This is a genomic window from Cryobacterium adonitolivorans, from assembly GCF_004402695.1.
Lineage (GTDB): Bacteria > Actinomycetota > Actinomycetes > Actinomycetales > Microbacteriaceae > Cryobacterium > Cryobacterium adonitolivorans.
The window spans coordinates 77,993-99,780 of the sequence record NZ_SOFL01000056.1 but is presented as its reverse complement, the minus strand read 5'-3'; the positions used below and the strand labels follow the sequence as shown (position 1 = coordinate 99,780).

23 protein-coding genes are annotated in these 21,788 nt (G+C 60.5%); 5 read left to right on the top strand and 18 right to left on the bottom strand.

Annotated elements, in window-relative coordinates:
* Nucleotides 1–19: 19 nt before the first annotated feature.
* The 13 genes from rpsQ to E3O42_RS16925 form a co-directional block, all read right to left on the bottom strand.
* Entirely contained in the window at nt 20–313 is a 294-nt protein-coding gene (gene rpsQ, locus E3O42_RS16985) for a 30S ribosomal protein S17 (RefSeq protein WP_134455236.1), read from the bottom strand.
* A 2-nt stretch (nt 314–315) separates the two neighbouring features.
* Entirely contained in the window at nt 316–654 is a 339-nt protein-coding gene (gene rpmC, locus E3O42_RS18785) for a 50S ribosomal protein L29 (RefSeq protein WP_066597620.1), read from the bottom strand.
* Nucleotides 654–1,073, bottom strand: a complete 420-nt coding sequence (gene rplP, locus E3O42_RS16975; RefSeq protein WP_066597622.1) for a 50S ribosomal protein L16 — start codon at nt 1,071–1,073, stop codon at nt 654–656. Before rplP ends, rpmC begins: the two co-directional genes overlap by 1 nt.
* Complete coding sequence (gene rpsC, locus E3O42_RS16970; RefSeq protein WP_066597624.1) at nt 1,073–1,837, bottom strand: 30S ribosomal protein S3; 765 nt, start codon at nt 1,835–1,837, stop codon at nt 1,073–1,075. Before rpsC ends, rplP begins: the two co-directional genes overlap by 1 nt.
* Nucleotides 1,837–2,202 carry a 50S ribosomal protein L22 gene (rplV, locus tag E3O42_RS16965; RefSeq protein ID WP_134455235.1) on the bottom strand — a complete coding sequence of 122 codons (366 nt, stop codon included), beginning with the start codon at nt 2,200–2,202 and terminating at the stop codon, nt 1,837–1,839. The genes rpsC and rplV overlap by 1 nt, the downstream gene beginning before the upstream one ends.
* A gap of 23 nt (nt 2,203–2,225) precedes the next feature.
* On the bottom strand, nt 2,226–2,507 hold the full coding sequence (gene rpsS, locus E3O42_RS16960; RefSeq protein ID WP_066597628.1) for a 30S ribosomal protein S19: 282 nt from the start codon (nt 2,505–2,507) through the stop codon (nt 2,226–2,228).
* Nucleotides 2,508–2,516: 9 nt separating this feature from the next.
* Nucleotides 2,517–3,356, bottom strand: coding sequence for a 50S ribosomal protein L2 (rplB, locus tag E3O42_RS16955; RefSeq protein WP_110128309.1), 840 nt, complete (start codon nt 3,354–3,356; stop codon nt 2,517–2,519).
* 25 nt (nt 3,357–3,381) lie between these two features.
* Entirely contained in the window at nt 3,382–3,684 is a 303-nt protein-coding gene (rplW, locus tag E3O42_RS16950) for a 50S ribosomal protein L23 (RefSeq protein ID WP_088457176.1), read from the bottom strand.
* Nucleotides 3,684–4,334 (bottom strand): 50S ribosomal protein L4, encoded by a 651-nt coding sequence (rplD, locus tag E3O42_RS16945; protein ID WP_134455233.1) that lies wholly within the window; start codon nt 4,332–4,334, stop codon nt 3,684–3,686. Before rplD ends, rplW begins: the two co-directional genes overlap by 1 nt.
* 5 nt (nt 4,335–4,339) lie before the next feature.
* The gene (gene rplC / locus E3O42_RS16940) at nt 4,340–4,999 is read right to left on the bottom strand and encodes a 50S ribosomal protein L3 (protein WP_088457178.1); all 660 of its coding nucleotides are present in this window, start codon (nt 4,997–4,999) and stop codon (nt 4,340–4,342) included.
* An 8-nt stretch (nt 5,000–5,007) separates the two neighbouring features.
* Nucleotides 5,008–5,316: a 30S ribosomal protein S10 gene (gene rpsJ, locus E3O42_RS16935; protein WP_035834607.1), complete on the bottom strand. Its 309-nt coding sequence runs from the start codon at nt 5,314–5,316 to the stop codon at nt 5,008–5,010.
* 533 nt (nt 5,317–5,849) lie between these two features.
* Nucleotides 5,850–7,928: an acyltransferase family protein gene (locus E3O42_RS16930; RefSeq protein ID WP_134455231.1), complete on the bottom strand. Its 2,079-nt coding sequence runs from the start codon at nt 7,926–7,928 to the stop codon at nt 5,850–5,852.
* A 139-nt stretch (nt 7,929–8,067) separates the two neighbouring features.
* Nucleotides 8,068–9,534, bottom strand: coding sequence for a sugar transferase (locus E3O42_RS16925; RefSeq protein WP_134455229.1), 1,467 nt, complete (start codon nt 9,532–9,534; stop codon nt 8,068–8,070).
* 176 nt (nt 9,535–9,710) lie between these two features.
* Here E3O42_RS16925 and E3O42_RS16920 point away from each other — a divergent pair, with 176 nt between their 5' ends.
* Complete coding sequence (locus E3O42_RS16920; protein WP_134455227.1) at nt 9,711–11,552, top strand: DUF4012 domain-containing protein; 1,842 nt, start codon at nt 9,711–9,713, stop codon at nt 11,550–11,552.
* 96 nt (nt 11,553–11,648) lie between these two features.
* Here the strand turns inward: E3O42_RS16920 and E3O42_RS16915 are convergent, their stop codons facing one another.
* Both E3O42_RS16915 and E3O42_RS16910 read right to left on the bottom strand, forming a co-directional pair.
* Nucleotides 11,649–12,053 (bottom strand): VanZ family protein, encoded by a 405-nt coding sequence (locus E3O42_RS16915; protein WP_241984899.1) that lies wholly within the window; start codon nt 12,051–12,053, stop codon nt 11,649–11,651.
* 191 nt (nt 12,054–12,244) lie between these two features.
* Nucleotides 12,245–13,327, bottom strand: coding sequence for an NAD-dependent epimerase/dehydratase family protein (locus tag E3O42_RS16910; protein WP_134455223.1), 1,083 nt, complete (start codon nt 13,325–13,327; stop codon nt 12,245–12,247).
* Nucleotides 13,328–13,576: 249 nt separating this feature from the next.
* Here E3O42_RS16910 and E3O42_RS16905 point away from each other — a divergent pair, with 249 nt between their 5' ends.
* From E3O42_RS16905 to E3O42_RS16890, 4 genes are all read left to right on the top strand, one after another.
* Nucleotides 13,577–14,578: a WaaS/CpsH family glycosyltransferase gene (locus tag E3O42_RS16905; RefSeq protein WP_134455222.1), complete on the top strand. Its 1,002-nt coding sequence runs from the start codon at nt 13,577–13,579 to the stop codon at nt 14,576–14,578.
* A gap of 95 nt (nt 14,579–14,673) precedes the next feature.
* Nucleotides 14,674–15,351 (top strand): acyltransferase, encoded by a 678-nt coding sequence (locus tag E3O42_RS16900; RefSeq protein WP_134455220.1) that lies wholly within the window; start codon nt 14,674–14,676, stop codon nt 15,349–15,351.
* 78 nt (nt 15,352–15,429) lie between these two features.
* Nucleotides 15,430–16,905 (top strand): hypothetical protein, encoded by a 1,476-nt coding sequence (locus E3O42_RS16895; protein WP_134455218.1) that lies wholly within the window; start codon nt 15,430–15,432, stop codon nt 16,903–16,905.
* Nucleotides 16,892–18,115: a lipopolysaccharide biosynthesis protein gene (locus tag E3O42_RS16890; protein WP_134455216.1), complete on the top strand. Its 1,224-nt coding sequence runs from the start codon at nt 16,892–16,894 to the stop codon at nt 18,113–18,115. Before E3O42_RS16895 ends, E3O42_RS16890 begins: the two co-directional genes overlap by 14 nt.
* On the opposite strand, the gene E3O42_RS16885 is transcribed toward E3O42_RS16890, so the two are convergent.
* The 3 genes from E3O42_RS16885 to E3O42_RS16875 form a co-directional block, all read right to left on the bottom strand.
* The gene (locus tag E3O42_RS16885; RefSeq protein WP_134455214.1) at nt 18,084–19,157 is read right to left on the bottom strand and encodes a glycosyltransferase; all 1,074 of its coding nucleotides are present in this window, start codon (nt 19,155–19,157) and stop codon (nt 18,084–18,086) included. The genes E3O42_RS16890 and E3O42_RS16885 overlap by 32 nt on opposite strands.
* Nucleotides 19,158–19,425: 268 nt before the next feature.
* Complete coding sequence (locus E3O42_RS16880) at nt 19,426–20,466, bottom strand: polysaccharide pyruvyl transferase family protein (protein WP_134455212.1); 1,041 nt, start codon at nt 20,464–20,466, stop codon at nt 19,426–19,428.
* Complete coding sequence (locus E3O42_RS16875; protein ID WP_134455210.1) at nt 20,463–21,683, bottom strand: lipopolysaccharide biosynthesis protein; 1,221 nt, start codon at nt 21,681–21,683, stop codon at nt 20,463–20,465. The genes E3O42_RS16880 and E3O42_RS16875 overlap by 4 nt, the downstream gene beginning before the upstream one ends.
* Between the last annotated feature and the right edge of the window lie 105 nt (nt 21,684–21,788).

The following is a 21,788-nucleotide window of genomic DNA, read 5'->3' as shown; positions in this document are numbered from 1 at the left end:
TATCAAGTAAGCGCGAGGCTTACTTGGCCTTCTCGAGAATCTCGACCAGGCGAAAGCGCTTGGTAGCGCTCAGCGGGCGAGTTTCGCTGATCAGGACCAGGTCGCCGACGCCGGCGGAGTTCGCCTCGTCGTGAACCTTCAGCTTGGACGTACGGCGGATGACCTTGCCGTACAGGGGGTGCTTCACGCGGTCTTCGACCTCGACAACGATGGTCTTATCCATCTTGTCGCTGGTCACGTAACCACGCATCGTCTTGCGGTAGCCGCGCACGAGAGCCTCGGCGGGGACGACCGTTTCGTCAGTCTTCGCCATGATTAGGCCTCCTTCGTCTCGACGGCGTCAGCCTCGGGAGCATCCGTGGATGCGTCCTTGGCCTTGGCCTTCTTGGTCGTCTTCTTCTCAGCCTTGGCCGGAGCCTCGACTGCGACGGGAGTGGCACGAATGCCCAGCTCGCGCTCACGGAGAACCGTGTAGATGCGTGCAATGTCCCGCTTGACCGCGCGAAGGCGGCCGTGGCTTTCGAGCTGGCCGGTGGCCGACTGGAAGCGAAGGTTGAACAGCTCTTCCTTGGCCTTCTTCAGCTCGTCGAACAGTCGTTCATTTTCAAAGGTGTCGAGCTCGACTGAGGCGAGCTCCTTGGATCCGATCGCCATTATGCGTCGCCCTCCTCGCGCTTGATGATGCGTGCCTTGAGGGGCAGCTTGTGAATTGCACGGGTGAGCGCTTCGCGAGCAACGGTGTCAGAGACACCGGAAAGCTCGAAGAGCACGCGGCCCGGCTTGACGTTCGCGACCCACCACTCGACCGAACCCTTACCGGAACCCATGCGGGTTTCGGCAGGCTTCTTGGTCAACGGGCGGTCCGGGTAAATGTTGATCCAGACCTTGCCGCCACGCTTGATGTGACGCGTCATGGCGATACGAGCGGACTCGATCTGACGGTTGGTCACGTACGCGGGGGTAAGGGCCTGAATGCCATACTCGCCGAACGAAACAGTGGTACCACCGGTTGCGTGGCCGGTACGGCCGGGGTGGTGCTGCTTGCGGTGCTTAACTCTGCGGGGAATCAACATTATTTAGCCTCAACTCCTGCTGCAACCGGAGCCGCGCCCTCTGCGCGAGGCGCACGGCGGGGACGGTCGTCACGACGCTCGGGGCGGGACGACTTAGCGTTGGCCTGCTCACGAGCGAGTTCCTTGTTGGTGATGTCGCCCTTGTAGATCCAGACCTTCACGCCGATGCGGCCGAAGGTGGTCTTGGCTTCGTAGAAGCCGTAGTCGATGTTCGCGCGCAGGGTGTGCAGCGGCACACGGCCTTCGCGGTAGAACTCCGAACGGCTCATCTCAGCGCCACCGAGACGACCGGACACCTGGATGCGAACACCCTTGGCGCCGGCACGCTGGGCGCCCTGCAGGCCCTTACGCATCGCGCGGCGGAAAGCCACACGAGCGGAGAGCTGCTCTGCGATGCCCTGCGCGACGAGCTGTGCATCCTGCTCGGGGTTCTTGACCTCGAGGATGTTCAGCTGGATCTGCTTGGCGGTGAGCTTTTCAAGGTCGGACCGGATGCGCTCTGCTTCCGCGCCGCGACGACCGATCACGATGCCCGGACGGGCGGTGTGAATGTCGACACGGACACGATCGCGGGTGCGCTCGATCTCGATGCGGGAAACGCCGGCGCGGTCGAGGCTGGTGCTCAACAGGCGGCGGATCTTGACGTCTTCAGCGACGAAGTCGCTGTAACGCTGGCCCGGCTTCGTGCTGTCAGAGAACCAACGCGACACGTGGTCGGTCGTGATTCCCAGACGGAAGCCATACGGGTTTACTTTCTGACCCATTACTTCGTACCCTCCTCAGGAGTGGCGAGCACAACAGTGATGTGGCTCGTACGCTTCTTGATCTGGAATGCGCGACCCTGTGCGCGGGCCTGGAAACGCTTGAGGGTTGTACCCTCATCGACGAATGCCTGGGAGATGAACAGATCCTGTTCGTCCAGGAACTCGTTTGCTGCATCGGCCTTGACCCGGGCGTTGGCGATGGCCGAGGCCACCAGCTTGTACACGGGGTCGGACGCGCCCTGGGGCGCGAACTTCAGAATTCCCAGCGCTTCATGCGCCTGCTTGCCACGAATCAGGTTGACAACGCGACGGGCCTTCTGGGCGGTAACGCGGATGTGACGCACGCGTGCGATCGACTCCACCATTTCTCCTCCTTCACGTCACCGCGTTAGCGGCGACGACCCTTCTTGTCATCCTTCACGTGACCACGGAAGGTGCGGGTGGGAGCAAACTCACCGAGTTTGTGCCCAACCATGCTCTCGGTGACGAACACCGGGATGTGCTTGCGACCGTCGTGAACCGCGATGGTGTGCCCGAGCATGTCGGGGATGATCATCGAACGGCGCGACCAGGTCTTGATTACGTTCTTGCTTGAGGCTTCATTCGCCTTGACAACCTTGCGAAGCAGGTGGTCGTCAACGAAGGGGCCCTTCTTAAGACTTCTTGGCATCGTCTACTCCTACTTACGCTTCTTGCCGACGGTACGGCGACGAACAATGAGCTTGTCGCTTTCCTTGTTCGGGTGGCGGGTGCGCCCTTCCTTCTGGCCCCAGGGGCTGACGGGGTGACGTCCACCGGACGTCTTACCCTCACCACCACCGTGCGGGTGGTCGACCGGGTTCATGGCAACACCACGAACGGTCGGGCGAACGCCTTTCCAGCGCATCCGGCCGGCCTTGCCCCAGTTGATGTTCGACTGCTCGGCGTTGCCGACCTCGCCGATCGTGGCGCGGCAGCGGGCGTCGACGTTACGGATTTCTCCGGACGGCAGGCGCAGCTGGGCGTAGATGCCATCCTTCGCGACCAGCCGAACCGACACTCCGGCGGAGCGGGCCAGCTTGGCGCCACCACCCGGACGGATCTCGATGGCGTGAATGATGGTACCGGTGGGGATGTTCTTCAGCGGCAGGTTGTTGCCGGGCTTGATGTCAGCACCGGCACCCGACTCGACGATGTCGCCCTGGTTCAGCTTGTTCGGCGCAATGATGTAGCGCTTGGAGCCGTCCAGGAAGTGCAGCAGCGCGATGCGCGCCGTGCGGTTGGGGTCGTATTCAATGTGAGCGACCTTGGCGTTGACACCGTCTTTGTCGTTACGACGGAAGTCGATCACGCGGTACTGGCGCTTGTGGCCACCACCGATGTGACGCGTCGTGATGCGACCCTGGTTGTTACGACCACCGGTCTTGGACAGCGGACGAAGCAGCGACTTCTCGGGCGTCGAACGGGTGATCTCTGCGAAGTCCGCAACAGATGAACCGCGACGACCGGGGGTCGTGGGCTTGTACTTACGAATAGCCATTTCTTATTCCTCTAGTCCTGGCCGCTTAGCCGACGGCCGTGAAGATGTCGATGGAACCGGACTTGAGCGTGACGATGGCACGCTTGGTGTCCTTGCGCTTACCCATGCCGAACTTCGTACGGCGAGTCTTGCCGATGCGGTTCATGGTGTTGATCGACGCAACCTCAACCTTGAAGATCTTCTCGATCGCCAGCTTGATTTCGGTCTTGTTCGAGCGCGGGTCCACGATGAAGGTGTACTTGCCCTCGTCGATCAGGCCGTAGCTCTTTTCAGAGACGACCGGAGCGATGATGACGTCGCGGGGGTCCTTTTGAATCGGGGTAGCCATTATGCGGACACCTCTTCCTTCTTGGTCTTGTGCGCCACGAACGCGTCAAACGCGCCCTTGGTGAAGACGATGTCGTCAGAGACGAGAACGTCATAGGCATTCAGCTGGTCCCAGGACAGCACGTGCACCGTCGGGAGGTTGCGGATGCTGCGGAGGGTCAGCTCGTCGGTGCGCTCGAGAACGACCAGCACGTGCTTGCTGCTGGCGATCTGGGTGAGCAGCGTGATGGCGCCCTTGGTGCTGGGCGTCTCGGCCGAGAACAGCGCGGTCACCACGTGCAGACGGTCGCCACGGGCGCGGTCAGAGAGTGAACCCTTGAGCGCGGCGGCAATCATCTTCTTCGGGGTGCGCTGGTCGTAGCTGCGCGGGGTCGGTCCGTGGACGATGCCACCACCGGTCATCTGAGGGGCGCGGATCGAGCCCTGACGAGCGCGACCGGTTCCCTTCTGCTTGAACGGCTTGCGGCCGGCACCGGAAACTTCTCCGCGGCTCTTTACCTTGTGCGTTCCCTGGCGTGCGGCAGCGAGCTGCGCGACAACGACCTGGTGAATCAGCGGGATGTTGGTCTGGACGTCGAAGATTTCGGCGGGCAGCTCAACGGAGCCGGCCTTCTTGCCGTTGGCGTCGATGAGGTCGAGTGCGGTAGCCATAAGAACTACGCTCCCTTCACTGCGGTGCGGACGAATACGAGGCGGCCCTTGGCGCCGGGAACGGCACCCTTGACCAGAATGAGGCCCTTGTCAGCGTCGATCGCGTGAACCTTGAGGTTCAGCACGGTCACGCGCTCGCCACCCATACGACCGGCCATGCGCATGCCCTTGAAGACACGGCTGGGGGTCGAGGAGGCACCGATGGAACCGGGCTTGCGGTGGTTGCGGTGCGAACCGTGCGAAGCGGAAACACCCTTGAAGTTGTGACGCTTCATAACACCGGCGAAGCCCTTGCCCTTGGAGGTGCCCATGACGTCAACCTTGGTGCCGGCAACGAACACACCGTCAACGGTGAGCTCCTGGCCCAGGGTGTAGTCAGCGGCATCCGCGGTGCGGAGCTCGGTAACGTGACGGCGCGGCGTGACGCCGGCCTTCTCGAAGTGTCCTGCGGACGGCTTGTTCACCTTGCGGGGGTCGATGGCGCCAGAGGCAATCTGGACGCCGGCGTAGCCGTCGATGTCCTTCGTGCGGATCTGGGTGACGACGTTCGGCGAGATCTCGATGACGGTAACGGGAACAAGCTTGTTGTTCTCGTCCCACACCTGAGTCATGCCGAGCTTCTTGCCGAGGAGGCCCTTGGTGGTCTTGGTATCTGCGTACGACATCGCGGGCCCTAGAGCTTGATCTCGATGTTGACGTCGGCCGGGAGGTCGAGACGCATAAGCGAGTCGACGGCCTTCGGCGTCGGGTCAATGATGTCGATCAGACGCTTGTGGGTGCGCATTTCAAAGTGCTCCCGGCTGTCCTTGTACTTGTGAGGGGAACGGATGACACACACCACGTTCTTCTCGGTCGGAAGCGGCACGGGGCCGACAACGGTTGCACCCGCACGGGTGACGGTGTCGACGATCTTGCGCGCCGAGATGTCGATGACCTCGTGGTCATACGACTTAAGTCGAATGCGGATTTTCTGTCCCGCCATGTCGAACTCTCTTTCTTGTCAAGGCTTCTTACATCCCGAGGGCTGCATTGGACGCCGTAGTAGCACTGCTGCTATCGCACCACTGTTCATCTGTCAATTTCGATCCGGCCGGGGATCCGACCTTCTCGAGCCAACTCCCCCAGGCCGGGGCCTGACGGATGACATGGTTTTACCCACGCATCCGAGAAGTTGATTTAAGCTTCGTTCTGCTACCCGCGGCCTAGTCCCAACCCGCAAGGGGCGAACTATGCACTGCCTGGCAGTGATTCCGGTCTCGCGTGCAGCGCGATCCGAAAGTGTTGAACTAGAAGAGTCTGCCACAGGAATAGGTCATTGTGCAACCCGGGCGTGTCGCGTTGCGCCCCCGCTGGTCGAGCTTGTCGAGACCCGCGTCGTTCCGCGGAACTCGGGCGTCTCCCCCACCGGCCGATCGGGCCTGCCGGGACCCGTTGGTCGAGCTCTCCCGAGCCGTTGGTCGAGCTTGTCGAGCTCGTCGAGACCCCAGAACTCGGAGCGTGGCCTACCCGCACCGGCTAGCGGCCGGCCGCCCCCAAAACCGCCGCAAACTCTGGGGCGAGAATCCTGGATTCTTGAGTGGAAATGTGATTGTAATCGGCATAGATCTGGACTTCATCGCGTGTCACAGCGCACTGGCCATCAGGGCAGATGTCCGCGCTCAGGTCGAGCACGCGGCTACCGGTCTCTTCGGCCACCCGAGTAATCTCCGCCCAGATGGCAGCCTGCCTGTCGCTGACTACGGAGAGGGACGTCTGCATGTCCTTCGCACACGAGTCGATGAAGAAGGCGAGGTTCATGCAGGACTGGGGTCCCCGCCAGGCCTCCGCACTCGCCTCGTCTGATTCCAATCGGAAGTTCGGAATAGGCAAAACCACCACGACTTCGTGCCCTGCCGTTTGGAGCGTCTGTATGGTCTGACGCAGTCCTGCCGTGTATGCCTGCGTCTTGGCGGCATAGCCCTTCGCCTGCGTGCCATTGACCTTGATGCCGAGTACTGGGTCTCGGAGATAGTAGTCCGCGCTGCCGAGAACGACCGTTCCTGCCTCAGCGTCCTCCAGCCAGGCGAGCGTCTCTTTCTGATACTCGTCGCAACCGGGCCGGTAGACCGCACCAGTCTTTCTCCAGGTCGCCACCACTCCGACCAATGGGCATGAGCTGAAGGTATACGAGGTGAATGGCCTTTTGGCTTCTTCGCTCGCAGCGAGAAGGCCCGCTGTGAACATCAGTGCATTGGAATCTCCTGCCAGATACACAGGCTCACCCGCGCCGGTGGCATTTAGCAGGCAGTCACGAGGGTTCATCAAGTTAGCGCGATTGTCGGTGAAGCACCCAGGTGTACCAACGATGGGGTCGATATTCGTCTGAAGGCTAACGATCTGTTGGTTCCAGTAGCCATTGCTGACGGCAATTCCGAAACACGCGGTGAGCCCGAGCGGGATGATCAAAGTGGCGGCCACCAGAGGAACCAGATGCCGAACGGGAAGCAGGCGTGCTCTCCGGAAGGGTGCTTCGATCCAATAGTAAGAAGCAATCGCCGGGATGAGTGAGAGCAGGCACGCGATCACCATGGCCGTTGTGCTGCCCGGAAAGAGAATTGTCGCGAAGACGATGAACGGCCAGTGCCACAGATAAATGGAGTAGGACCAGTCCCCCAGCTTCACCATGGGCCGGGTGGACAGCGCGCGAGTCACAGGGTTCGACTGATAGCTGCCTGCGAGGAGGAGGCACATCGCGCCAACCACGGGAACCAGGGTCCACTTCCCCGGAAAGGTCGTACTTTCGTTGATGAACCACAGTGACGCCAACAACATCGCCACTCCCCCGAACCCCACCGCTGTGGCGGCGGCAGGAGAGGACACACGAAAACGGGTCAGCGCCAACGCGAGTAGCGCACCGACCGCAAACTCCCAGGCCCTACTGAGCGGACTGTAAAACCCCACCAGCCACTCATCCGCACCAAAGAACTCCGGATTGGGCCCGTACATCGCCAGGAAGAAGGAAACGAATGCCACAGCCGAAACAACTATGACCGCCACGTAGCGCAGCCGCCGATGCCGTCTTCCAAGGATCCAACCCAGCGCAAGGATGGCCGGAAACACAACGTAGAACTGCTCTTCAACTGACAGGGACCACGTGTTCAGCAGTGGATTCGCACCGGCCGAGGTGTCAAAGTACCCACCTGTCGTTGCGGAAATGACCCAGTTCGCGGCGAGTAAAAGAGAGCCGGCGGCTGTGGCCGCTGTCGTCTGTTGTGGCCCGAGTGGCGAAAGAACGAATGCTGAGACGACCACGGTTGTCGCCACCATCGCCGCCAACGCTGGTGTCAGCCTGAGAAAGCGTTTGAGATAGAACTCACCGAATCGGATTCGGCGAGTCGCGGCCCACTCGCGAGCGAGCATTGCAGTGATGACGAAGCCCGATATGACGAAGAAGACATCCACACCGACGAATCCGCCGGGCAGTGGAAGACCCGCATGGAATACCAGCACCATGAGCACCGCAACGGCTCTGAGCCCCTGAATGTCGCCACGTCGATGACTGGAAACGGCTTGGAGCTGAGTCTTTTCGACTCGGTCAGTCGTCGCCTGTTGCATTGTTGCTCCCGTTCAGTGGGAGAAGTCCTCCCGCAGTGCGTATGGGTTTGTGCTTAGAGGCCGCCGACGTCGACATGCCGCCCCTAGGAACCCGTGATCTGACCGCATCGTCGCAGGCGCTCGGCACTGGTTCAGCGAGTCAGACGGCCCCTTCGGGCGCGACTACCGCTCGAACAGTTCGCCAAAGTATGAGGATGTCGGCCGTAAGTGACCAGTTCTCCACGTAGTACAGGTCCAGACGGATGCTGTCTTCCCAGCTGAGATTAGAGCGGCCACTTACCTGCCAGAGTCCACTCATGCCCGGCTTCATGATCAGCCGGCGGTGGGCCGCGTCGTCGTAAAGGGCCACTTCGGCGGCCCGCTGCGGGCGCGGGCCCACCAGGCTCATCTCGCCGAACAGCACGTTGAACAGCTGCGGCAGCTCATCAATGGAGTACTTGCGCAGGATCTTGCCGATCGGGGTGATGCGCGGGTCGTTGGTGACCTTGAACAGCGGGGTGTCCGACGTGCCCTGCGCGTCGAGCAGGCTCTCGAGCTGGTCGTCGGCGTCTTGCACCATGGAGCGGAACTTGTACATGCCGAACGTGACACCGTGCCGGCCGATGCGCTCCTGCCGGTACACGATGTTGCCGGGGCTGGAGCGCTTCACCGCGATCGCCACCCAGATGAGGCCGGGCGAGCTGAGCAGAATGAGCAGCGCAGAACCGACGATGTCGAAGGTGCGCTTCGTTACGCGCTTAACCCCCTCGAACTGCGGATAGCTCACGTGGATGAGCGGCAGCCCGGCCACGGGCCGGGAGTGGATGCGCGGACCGGCCACGTCGGTGAGCGCCGGTGCGACGATCAGCTCCACGTCGCGGGCCTCGAGCTCCCACCCCACCCGCCGCATGTCTTCGGGGCTGATCTCGTCAGCGCCGGTGAGGATGACCGTGTCGGCGTTGGTGTCGTCAAGGGCAGTGAGTAGGTCGCTGTAGTCCCCCACAATCGGCACACCGTGCACCGGCCCCTTGCGGATCGTCCCCTCGCGAGTCAGCGCCCCGACCAGCTTCAGGCCGCTTCCCGGAGTGCGCGTAATAGTTGCTGCCACGTGTGCCGTCTTGAGGCGTTCTCCGAGGAGAAGCGCCCGGGACACGTACAGTCCACGCGCTTGGCGCGCACGGAGCCACTGGCGCCAGCGCCAACGGGTTGCGATGAGAAGCAACATGCCGAAAGGCAAGGCGGTTAGGAAGTAGCCGCGGGCCAACTCGATTTTAAAGAGGAACGCGACGATCGCGAACAACCCAAAGAGTCGAATAGTGGCGTCGGCCACTCTCTTATACTCCAGTGTTCCACTTCCGATCACCTTGTGATCACGGGTGGCAAAGGCATCTAACATCAGCATCCAGCTGACGATTAGCACCAGTGAAACGAGCGTGTAACCAGCGCTGAGGTCCACGGGCGTCTCAGTGGCCACGGGCACGGTATTGAAACCAAACCAAATGAACTGGGAGGCGAATACGGTAATTACCACCACAATCACGTCACTGGTAAACAGCCGAACCGCAAAAGCTCGTTGCCAGGATTTTCTCCGAAGCACCCCAATCGCCCGGGCCTCACCAACTGCCATTTTCTCCCCCACAACAACGTAAAGCTGAGAAACACAGTCGGGATCCCCAGCGCTATCTCTCATAGTTCCATATACGAACCGCTGCACAGGCCATTGCCAGACGTATTAAGATAAGTACGAGCCGTGCCCCTTTACGCGTGCAGCCGATCCAGCAGGCGCTCCCCTAGAGTTGACCTGTGAATTCTCGATCATCCAGGCGCACTCCCTCGCTGTCCAGCCAATCGGGCGCGCGCCACCGCGGTCGCAGTCGCAAGCCAGCGAAACAATGGCTGAAAATCAGCATGGTGGTGGGCCTGGTTGTGGTCCTCGGCGGCGTAACCTGGCTCGCAACTCGACTTCTTGTAGTGAAAACTGACCTTGAAGCATCACAAATGCTCGTCGAAAAACTCCAATCAGAAGCTACGTCGTTCGACCTAGCCGCTATGTCTACGACCAGCTCCGACCTTGAAGAGCATTCCGCCAGCGCAGTGGCAGGGACGCGGGACCTCACGTGGCGCATCGCGGAATTTGTGCCCGTGGTTGGCGAGAACCTCAAGGGCGTGCGCGCCGTCGCAGAGAGCATCGATGACATCGTCACCGATGTCGCTGTGCCGGCCGTCGACTTGGTCGGCACCATCGCACCTGATTCCCAGAGCACCGATGGGATTGATCTCCTCACACCAATAACGAAAGCGGAATCCGTCGTTGAATCAGCCGACGGAGCCCTCGCTCGGTCAGGTACACGCCTGGCCACAATCGACACCTCCTTGACCATCGGGCCTGTCACAGACGCCGTTGTCAAACTCACCGGTTTGGTCGCCTCGGCCACGACGACTGTCACCGACATCGCTCCGATGGTTTCCGCGGCCGGCGCCGTTCTCGGCCAGGACACCCCGCGTAACTACCTCATGGCGTTCCAGAACAACGCCGAGTCGACCGCGCTAGGCGGCAGCGCAGCGTCCTACACCTTGATCAATGTGGACAAGGGAAAGGTCTCGATCGCTGCGCAGGCCGGTGGTAGCAACGACCTCAAGGACGGCACTGCTGTGGATGTTCAAGTCGACCAAAGCGCACTGGACCTTTACAGCGACTACCTGGTCAGGTTCCCCAACACTTCCACCAGTCGCCCGGACTTCCCCACGGCAGCAAGCATCATGCAATCGTTCTGGGCACGCGACAAGGGCACCGTGGTCGATGGCGTCATCTCCATCGACCCACTCGCACTTGCACACATCCTGAAGGCCACGGGCCCGATCACACTCAGCTCTGGCGACGTCCTTTCGAGCGAGAACGCCGTGTCACTCCTCGTGAACGAGATCTACTTTCGCTACGGCAGCTACGACGACTACCTCATCGTGGACGCTTTCTTCCAGAACGCAGCGGCGAGCATCCTGGCCGCAGTGACGGCAGGCGATTTCGATATCAAGACCATGATCACGTCGATCACGGACGGAATCAATCAAGGAAGCATTCTGGCCTGGAGCGCAGATCCCGCTGAGCAGAGCCTTCTCGATGGCACGCGAATCCAGGGCGCCCTGCCCAAGGACAACGCGGATGCCACAGTCGTCGGAACGTTCTACCGCGACGTCTCCGCGTCGAAAATCGACTTCTATCTGCAGACCTCGACGGAAACGACCTCCGATGTTTGCGAGGCACCGGCTAACCCCACGTTCACGACGAAGGTGACCCTGCACTCAAACCTCACCCAGGAACAAGCCGACGACCTGCCCGACTACATCAGCACCCAGAACTTCGGCTCTGAGTTCTTTGCGACCCAAGTCTTTATCTACGGGCCGGTCGGCGCCACCCTGGCTGGCTCCGAGGTCGTCGAAGAGGGCGAAGAAACGAACGTCGATAGTGGTGCCAATGACCTCGGCCGACCGGTGGCGAAGTTCACTGCCTACCTGCGACCTGGTGAAACCAGCGTCGTGAGTGCAACGTTCACCGGCGAGCCCGGCACCTATGGGCAGCTTGAAGCCCGGGGAACCCCAATGATCAACGCCACGAACCAAACGCTGATCCCCGCGAACTGCGGGTAGCGGCCGGGGGCGCGTTCCCCAATTCGTGTGCCTACACGACAAGGACTATCGGGCACCCGTGCAGAGCAGCGCTAGTAGGTCCAAAGGAACCACGCCCTAGCGCAGGCCTTGGGCCCAGACAGCCCTCGCGATGACTTTCTGGTCCCGTTCGTAGACGATTGCGCGCAACATGACAGCAATCAAAATGCCGATAACGGCGCCCAACGAGTTCGAAAACACGTCGATAACTGTGGCGAACCTGGCGCTCAATGCAAGTGCCTGAGTCATTTCAATGGCGATTGACATGGCCGGGCAGATGACCAGAGCCAGCCACCAAATCCTGGCGGGCAGCAAAAGCGCCACCAGGAAACCCAGCGGAATGAACATCAGGACGTTGGCGGTGAATTCAAGCTTGTTGTAGCCGAACCACAGCGGAACCCCGTTTCGGTACAAAACGACGAAGAGCTTGTTGATGGAAGATTCAAATCCTTGGTCAAGCGGCGTCGGCCACAGTGTTGCCATCAGCACGACCGAGGCGTATGCCGCCAAAGTCCAGGCGCCGAGCCACTCGCGGGCTCTGCTCTTAGGCGGTTGATTGGAAATGACGAACGCTCCCTTGACCAGTGTGGCAACGGGTCAGGCCGCCGTCGCCCTGACCCGTCATCACATCACTATCGCTGACGCCCACTGTACGGGTGTCAGATCGGAGGATGCTACTCAGCGACCGAACCCTGACGCGCCCACTCGAGCAACCCGATCACGCCATCGCGGAATGAGACCTGAGGCTCATATCCGAGCAGCTTCTGGGCAGGTGCGATGTCCGCGTACGCGGCTCTGACATCTCCCAACCGGAACCTGTCGCTGGTTTCCGGCGCCGGGCTGCCAGCGGTATCGGCGAGCGTGGACGCGTAGTCGAGCAGCGTGCCCGCGGATCCAGATCCGATGTCGACGAGTCCGAAGGCGGTCTCAGCGGGAAGTGCCAGCGCAGCCGAGAGCGCGCTGACGACATCGTCTACGTGCACGAAGTCGCGGACGATGCCGCCGCCTTCGTAAACGTTGATCGGCTCGCCGGCGATCGCCTGCCGAGCGAAGTATGTCAAGACGCCCGTGTAGCTGTTCTCGAGGGCCTGTCCAGCACCGTAAACGTTCTGCAGCCGCAGAATGCGAAGTGGAACGTTCATTGAGGCACACCAGGACGAGAGCAGGTGTTCCTGCGCCAGCTTGGTGGCCGCATAGACGTTGGTCGGTCGGGGCTCCACGGATGCGGCGTTGTGGGCGACGGCCTCGCCCTCTTCGCCGTCAGGTCCGATCGGTTCCCACTTGCTCGCGACGAGCTGTTGCTCACCTCGGGGGGCTGCGTAGTATCGCTCACCTTGGGTTGTCTTCCACTGTCCCTCCCCGTAGACGGCGCGCGAGGAGGCCAGAACAATAGCCTCGGGACGGTGGCCGCTGTTGGACAGGGCATCGAGCATGCGTGCGGTTCCGGTGACGTTGACCGATGCGTGCCGAGTGGATTCGGTCAGCGACTGACCGGTTCCGGTCTCTGCGGCGAGGTGCACAATGATGTCGGGCGTGTGCTCGGCAATGGCCGCGTCCCATGCTGCCGCGTCGGTGACGTCGCCGAGACGCTTTTCGGCTTCTACCGGGCTGTCGCTCGGCCACGAGTTGGTCGCGTGCACCTGCGGGTGGAGGTTGTCCAGCAGAACAACTTTGAAGTCGCCCACGAGTCGTTTCGCGAGCCGGGTGCCGATGAAGCCCGCTCCACCTGAAATCAGTACGGTCTTGACGCGTGTCATAAGGTTGCCTTCTGCTGTTCGCTTCGCTCGCCCAAGAGCCGTGAACGCTTGACATCCCGGCTCCGGGAGGGGCCTCAATCGGTGTCGATTCGACACTCCCGCCCCCCATGTCCTTCTCCAGACACTATCGGCCCGCGCCGCCGAAGGTGGAATCCGCCCGCTACGGTTGTTCTCGACCGGCCTGGCACTGCCTCAAGATATGGACGCCAACCTTCTGCGGCCGGGCGTTTCTGAAAGGGACTCACGACAGTGTCAGAATCACCCGCCCCCTCGCCCCGGGCGCTCTTCCTCTCTCCCTCCTTCTTCGGCTACGAATCCGATATCGAGCGGGCGTTGATCGACGACGGGTATGCGGTCGATTTCTTCGATGAACGCCCCACCAATTCGTCAGCGGCCAAGGCAATCTTCCGGATCGGTGGTCGGCCGGTCCAGTTGCTGGTTCAGGCCTACTATCGCCGCATTCTTGCGGCCACCGTAACCAACAGCTACGACCTGGTTCTGGTCATCAAGGGTGAAGTAGTGCCCCTGTCGTTCTTGCAGGAATTCCGCCGACGAAACCCTGATGCACACTTCGTGTATTACTCATTCGACGCCATCCCAGCTGGATCGAATTGCACCCGACTCTTCGACGAGTTCGATGCCTTGTACAGCTTCGACCCGGCAGACGTGGCCGCTGACGCGCGCTTCACTCTGAAACCACTCTTCTATTCCAGTCAGTTCAGTTCCTCATCGCCGGAAAGCCCCCGGTCTCACGACCTCACCTTCGTCGGCACCATGCATTCCGATCGGTACCGTTTCGTCACCAGTCTCTTTAAATCGTTCACCAACACCTATGGCTTCTTTTACGTTCCGGCGCGGTGGTACTTCTACTTCAACAAGTACATCAGTCGCAACTTCGCCGGAGTCCCCACCTCCACCGTGTCTTTCGCCAAACTCGATAAGTCCGCAGTGGCGGCTATCTTCCGGGATTCGCGGGCGGTACTAGACCTTCAGCGCAGCGCCCAGTCCGGCCTGACTATGCGTACATTCGAGGTCCTCGCATCGGGCGCCGTTCTCGTTACCGGCAATACTGCGATCCGGCAGTCAGAATTGTTCGATCCCAGCCGGATAGTCGTCGTGGATGACTACGACGCGGCCGACGCAAGCACTCGACTCCGCGAGGTTCTTGACGCATTGCCCCCACTTGTGGGCGCGCCCAACGGCTTCGAGAGGCACTCGATTGAGAACTGGGTGCGGGAATTCAGCAAATAATGTGACGACAAGGTATGCAATATCACAAGGGTCCGTCCGTCCAGAGCCTGCACTAAGCTCGGTCGAGTGTTGGTATTCATAACGGAGGGGGCCGCATGAAGCAGCTAATGTCGGCCGTGGTGGGGATCCTGCCGAGTGCCCGTGGGAAGAATTTTCTGCTCAACAGGCTCGGTCACACGATTGCCAAGTCAGCGTCGATCGGTCCGATCCTTCTTCTGGGGCGTACCGCCCTCGTCGTCGGGGACGGCGCGCGGATCGGACCATTCAATGTCTTTCGTCACGTGTCTCGCGCCGAGGTTGGCGACATGGCTGAAATCGGCCAATTCAATTGGATTTCAGCCGCGCCTTTCCTTGTCGAGGAATCGGTCTCGCCGATTGCGGGTCAGTTTATTCTTGGCGCCCATGCTTCATTCACAAGTAGGCACTACGTCGACGCTTCTGGTGGAGTTCTCATTGGCGAATATGCGACCGTGGCCGGCGTGCGCTCGGCTTTCATGACTCATGGAATCGATGTCGAGGACAATGTCCTGGATTCATTCCCTATCACCATCGGCAAATACGCCATGGTGGGCGGAGGCTGCAACCTGGTAATGGGCGCGACGGTTCCTGACTACTCACTTGTTGCTATGGGCTCCGTGGTGATCAAGGGCCTCAAAGAACCGCACACTTTGTACGCCGGCGCTCCCGCCAAGCTGAAGAAGGCTCTGCCCGCAGGCGCCTACGCCAAGCGGATGACCGGCGCGGTGCCTCCGCGCAACCGGGGGAGAATCTGATGATTTCGACCGTCACCATGCCGGTGCACAACTTATCCTCCAATGACTAAGCCGCCTCGGCCTTCTCCGCTGAATGAGATGAAGTCCCAGCTCGCTCTGCGCTCGAGTTCTCCCTGGTTTCGTCTCCTTGCAACATTCCTCATCTGCGTTGCGCTCCTTGCAGTCTTCTTCCTCGCGGAGACGCTGTCCGCCGGCGGGGCCCCCGCTGATGTGCGCCCCGCATTGCTATGCCTCTGCCTCCTGGGCTTCTCAATCGTGTCTTACGTGGCCTGGCCCAGCCGGTGGAACATCGTTGCCCACTCTCAGCTTGCCTTCGGCATCGTTGCGTACATCATTCCCTTGCTCCTGCTCGGTGGCGGCCGCTCGGTCACGGACGAGTCTCTGGACCTGTACACGACAATCATGGTCGTCGGGTTCAGCTGCTCCGTCATTGGAACCATCGTGGGTTCGCAACTCGCAGGGCGACCAGGCAACTCGCGGGTAACGGACGCGGTAATGATCCCGCTAACGCGCATCCGGCATTCGATCCCGCACCGCGTAGTTTGGGGTGCCCTGCTTTCCATCGCGGGCCTCCTGCTCGCCTTCCTTGTCATGGGTTTTGTACCGGCACTAGCCGCGGATCCTTTCGCTGCCAAGTTCTTTCGTGGCGCTTACGCCGAAAGCTACGCCCCCGTCGCGCCGCTCTACCGGGCCACAACCTCCGCGCTCGCCGTTCTGCTCCCACTGCTGACCATGTACGCGGTTTGGCGGCGCAAGCCGCTCATGATTGCGGTGTTCCTGACGTCTGTCGTGCTTCTGCTACTCACGTTGCAGCGGGAACCCGCGGTGAGTGGAATCCTCCTCTTTGTCGGCGTTCTCGTCGCACTCCGCACCCGCGGCATGCTGCTTTACTTCATCGGAATCGTGGCCGTGTACTTCGCGGGTAGTGCGTCCTACTTTGTCTTTGCAGCACTCGGCATCGGCAACTTCTCGGCGGGAGTGAATCCCGTTGGACTGCTGGCCAGCGTCGCCGCCGGGGCACCCGACGTCGCCGATCAATTCATCTTTCTGCAGGCGTGGCTGAAGAACCCCATCTTTGCCCACGGCCTGACCTTCATTGGCGGTCTGGTGCCCGGGAATTTTGAATGGAACCCGTCCGTCTGGAGCCTGGCTGTCACGAACCCCGGAGCAGACGTCACGACAATCAACTCTGGAGGCTATCGCCTCCCTGGTCCGCTCTGGGGATACGTCAACCTGGGATGGGTGGGAGCCGCTGGCGTTGGCTTGGTTTTCGGTCTCGTAACGGGATATTTGGCAGGCACTGTTTCGGCCATCATCTCGCAGCAAACCGCATCAACCTCTAGGAATGCAAAGTACAGCAGAGAAGCCACAGTGTTGACTTTCATTGCCTACGCGGCAGTGGTGGACTGTCTCACACAGTTCTATGCCTTGAGCTATGTTTCGGTCATTCAAACGTCTTTGCTGGTTGCCATCGTCTACCTCGGTCACAATCTCACGCTGCGTCGCCGGCGGCCGTTCGTAGCAACGGTGAAAGAAGCCGATGCGCATCCTTAAGCGCGTTCTGTTCCTGCTGCCAACTATCAGTACAGGCTTAGTCAGGTTGCTTCAACTCGCAATCCTGTTGATCCTGTCTAACGTGGGCACTGGCGCCGACCGGAATCTACTCGTCGCCGGCTTCGGCCTCCTGAGCTCCTTTGCCATGATGACCGATTCGGGTGCAGGGAACTTCCTGCTTTCTACTCCGCTCGGCGAGATCAGCCGGTCGGTCTACCGGAAAGCAGTTGCCTTCCACTTGGGTTTGGCGGCTTTGGGCTCAGTCCTCGCCATCCTTTTCATCGCCGTCCCCGCCGGAGGGTACATCCCGCCAACGGTGCTTGTCCTTCTCGTCTGCTTTGCCGTCACTCAGAGCCTTGATAGCACGGGTCGCATTATCCGAGCCCCGCTCATGGTCGCCAAGCGGGATGCTGTCTACGCAGCACCCGATGTCGTGCTTTTGGTGCTCAAGCTACCGATCCTCGCTGCTGCTTTTCTCCAGTCCGATCTGACCATTCTGTTGCTGCTCCCGATCCCGTCTCTAGTTGTCGCGGTGGTCACGTTTGTTTCGACAGACAGAGCCCTGGTCGCAATCGGCGTCGATGAGCACCGCATCTATCGACGCATCCTGGAGTTCGGGGCCACTGGCGCGCTCAGCGCTTTCTACTCACAGTCTCCGCTTCTCATCGCATCGACCCTGTTGCCGCTTGACCAGCTGGCGACGCTCACGATTGTCTATCGAATCATCCAAGCGCTCGATTTGGTGCCTGGAACGCTGTCTCTGCAGCTCATCCCGAGGATTCGGGGCCGGGCCACTGGACCGTGGACCTATTGGACCGGGTTCTTCCTCGGCGGGCTAGTCATCGCCGGCGTCGTGGTGGCCTCTCTCCCCATCATTGAGCTGATGTTCGGACATCAATTCTCGGACGTGTGGGTGTTCGTCCTGGTTGCACTATCGTTCGCGCCCAAGTCTGGGAACTATGCGCTGGTGGCTTACCTGATGGGAAGCGGCCAGATTCGAACCCGCCTCGTGCTCACCGTAGCCGCAGCCGCCGTATCTCTCGGCCTGTCCGTTACATTCGCGCTCATCGCTGGTGCAACCGGCCTCGCTGCAGTCACGCTCACTGTCGAACTGCTTTTCGCGCTCGGCGGCTTTTTCGCTCTGAAGAGGCTGGCTCTCAAGCCTGCGCGTATTCCTATCAGCGACGCGCAGCCAGAGAACGTGCTGTAGCGTCCCTCAAACCGGATGCGGTGTCTGCCCACGTCTGGACTGCGGAGACGTCTGCACGCGGCACGTGCCCGCTCAGAGCGTACGTGAGGGCCTCTGCCAGGCTCGCCGCATCAGGTGTGGCCTCGACCAAGCCCTGGTGGTGGATCTCAGCCAATCCACTGTCAGTTGTCACGACAGCAGGGATGCCGAGGAAGTTGGCTTCCGCAACGGGGAGTCCGAAGCCTTCATCGCTGGACGCCAGCACAATCACACTGGACCGCTGAATAAAGCGCTCATACTCGGCCTGTTCCACGAAACCAGGAAAGAGACAGCTGTCCAGAATTCCTAAGTCAGTCGCGCGTTGGCGAAGACTCTCCCGGTATTCCCCAGTCGCCCCGAAAACTACGAGTTGCAGCGAACCCACCTCGTCGGCGAGAAGGGCCAGGGCGTCCAGCACCAGCTCCGGGCGCTTGTTAGCGAAGTGACCGAAGGTTGTAATGATCCTTTTCTCTTCTGGCGCAGTGCTGCCTTCGACCTTTTCCCAGAACCGCACGTAGTCTCTGCCGTTCTCAACGACAACGCCGTGCGAGCCGGGAACGATCTCTTGTGTCTCTGCGTGGGTCTTGGCCGAGATCCCAACGACGGTGCCGGCGTGACGGACCGACAGGTTCCAGAGACGCCGATACGCCAGCTGGGCGGCGCCGAACTCTAAAGGGTTCTTGACATGTCTCCAGTCGTGGACCACGCACACTCGTCGTCGTTTCGATACGAACGGCGTCACCAGGGAGCTCAAGGAGATCACGGCCTCTGAGCGTGTGGCGAACATTACCAACGCCGAAACGGCGATCTGGCCAATCATTCGCGCTCCAACGAAGTCGTTTGGCCACACAACGACCTTTAGCCGAGGATGGTCACCGAAGATGTCATCAACCCATCTACCCCCGAGCAGTGTCAGTTGGTCGTCGGGGAATGCTTCTTCCCACCCTCGGACGACAGCATCGACGTACAACCGCATTCCACCAGATGAGGCGGGAGCGCCGAGGGCGTCAATGAGGATCTTCATGGGGAACCTTCCTTGTCCGCCCGGGCCGAACGAGCGCCACGGGAACGGAGGAGCGAGATGAGGCGAGACCGCGAACCCATGGCGGCGCGGGTCGCCATCTAGGGCACATGCATAACCTTATCGACGAGACACCCTAGCCATGGCCGAAGCCGCACCGACCGGACCTCTCAGCGGAGACGATCCGTACAGCGTCCACCCCGCTCACTTGACGATGGAGGTCGACCTGTCATCAGTCGAACTGAAGACGGGCTCATAGGGCTACCCGGCGCTATGAGCGCAGGTAGTCGGAGAGCTCTCTCATGCCCAAGGAAACCCTTAATCCTGCGGAGCGCACCGCGGCCGCGTCAGGCACGACTCCAGGGTTTCCTGCGCCCGTCAGGGAATCGACCGACGACACTTTGAATTCGTCTATGAAGGCATCAATTTTCGCCGAACCGGATATGGCGAGAAGAGGCACCTCGACCATGGCTGCAATGTACATCGCGTGCATGCGGGACGCGATCACAACAGATGCTCCAGAAATTGCGCTTACAGCCTGCTCCCAGGAGAGGTCAGTGGAGACGCTTGAGAGGGCAGACGCCGCGTCGGCGGGAAGATCGCTAGCATCACTGACCGGATGGCCCTGATACATGGAAAGAAAATCAACTCTTTCATACTGTGCAAGTAGGCCCTCGACAATCGGGAGCGTTAGTGCACTGCTGTGGCTGCGATTTAGGGCAACCACTGCGCCTCTGCCACCGCGATCAGGACTAGCTCTGGCAAGGGACCTCGATTCACCCCCACCGAGGTCGGGATGGTAGAGCAGGCTCGTATCACCGGCCAGTTCCACACGCTTGCCGAATTGGGAGTGGCATCGGCCTTGGGATGCCTCGTCCCGCACCCATACTCTTCCCATCCTCAGAGCCACGCCAAGTAGGAATCGTGGCATGAATCGCTCAACTGAGTCACACCCGACGCCGAAGAATGCAACTTTCCGACCGAGCAACCTCGCCGTCACGGCAGACACGAAAAGGAGCCGCGGCAGACCTCCTACTAACTTCTGCGGAGCGTCATCCTGCAGTAGCGTCCCACCGCCGATCACCACCGAATCTGTAGACCATAAGGCTTTCACTAGGGACAACGTCCCAAGTATTGGAGAGCGAGGAAGCGAGCCGACTAGCCTCGCACCACCAAAATCTGCCACTTGCACCTCGAACCCCGAGTCCATTAGCGACATCGCCAGCGCATCCGTAAGAAACGCGTCCCCAAGGTTGTTCGCGGTCCCTGCCGAGGTTGAGCGATCTGCAGAGATCAACAGTATGTTCTTCATTTGATTTGGGTGCCCCTTGAAACTTTCGGGATGATGGCGGATTCAGCGCTCGACCTACGTGACTTACGTATCACCACTCCAATTAGTGTCGCGAGTAAGATCTCGCTTGCCAGTGTCACCGAGGCCAACGCAATGGTTCCCATGGGTCCAACGGCGAGAGACCCGATCACTGCGCTCGCTCCAACTGCAATCGTCACAGACAATCGAATTCGTATCCTGCCGGTGCCCATGAGGTACGCAACCAACGCGTAGTTACCGAATTTTGGAATGATCGAAAGTGCGACTATGAAGAAGACCGCTACGGGAACAAATGGTGCTCCGAAAATGGCCTCTATGGGTGCCCGAAGGAGAACGACAATAACGCACGTGACTACGCCGCCCGACGCGAATGCTGCCCAGTATCGCCAGGGACTTCCCGGTCGTATGCGAATCCTGGGCAACAACTGTTGCGACATGATTCCCGGCACCAACTCGAGCGGCTGGATCACCCTATAGACGATGGCGAGGACCGCTAGCTGCGCGGGCGCCAGGTACAAGCTGCCGACGACCATCGGAGACTGGGAATAGAACGCACTCAATCCCCCAGTAACTCCATATTCCAGGACGCCACGCACCAGCTTGCTCGGTATCGGTGCGGGACGTCGCAGGGTTTTCCTTACCGTCAAGAAAACCGGAACAGCCACCCCCAATGAAGCGAGGGGAAGAAGCCAAAGGATGCTGACCTGTCCGAGGAACAAGGCTGACAGGACGATTGGTATCTTGGCGGCAAATAAGCATAGATCCGCATTTCCATACACGTGATCTTTGCGCTGGACCAGGAGTGGAGCCCGAATCGCCCGAAAGGAACCGTCTATCACCTGCGAAATTGCGATGCCGGCCAACGCCATAGTTGCCCCCACCGTCAGTGGGGTTTGGGAGGCGTAAGACAAGAAGCACCACGCCGCGAATACGCCCAATAAGCCAGAAGCCAACTGCAAACTAATCACGCGGTCGAATGTTTTGCGACCAAATCGAGAATCCGCTGTCGCAAGAATATAGTTGCTCCCCCCAGCGTCCGCCAGAATCGAGAACGAGGCCAGCAGGCCGAACCCCGCGACCAATACGCTGCGCTCCTCACCGGGGGCCACCGACGACAGCACGACAAGGACGAGCAATTGCGCGATCCGCGCAAATCCCCCGCCCAGGGTGGGGAGTGAGAGTCTAAATAGTTGTTTCATCAGTCAGGGTTCACAAACGGTCGGGCGTAAGGGTAAGGACGGCACAGCGTTCAAGAAGATCGAGCTTGCACCGCGCTGTTGGTTGGATTGAGCTCACTGCGAGGC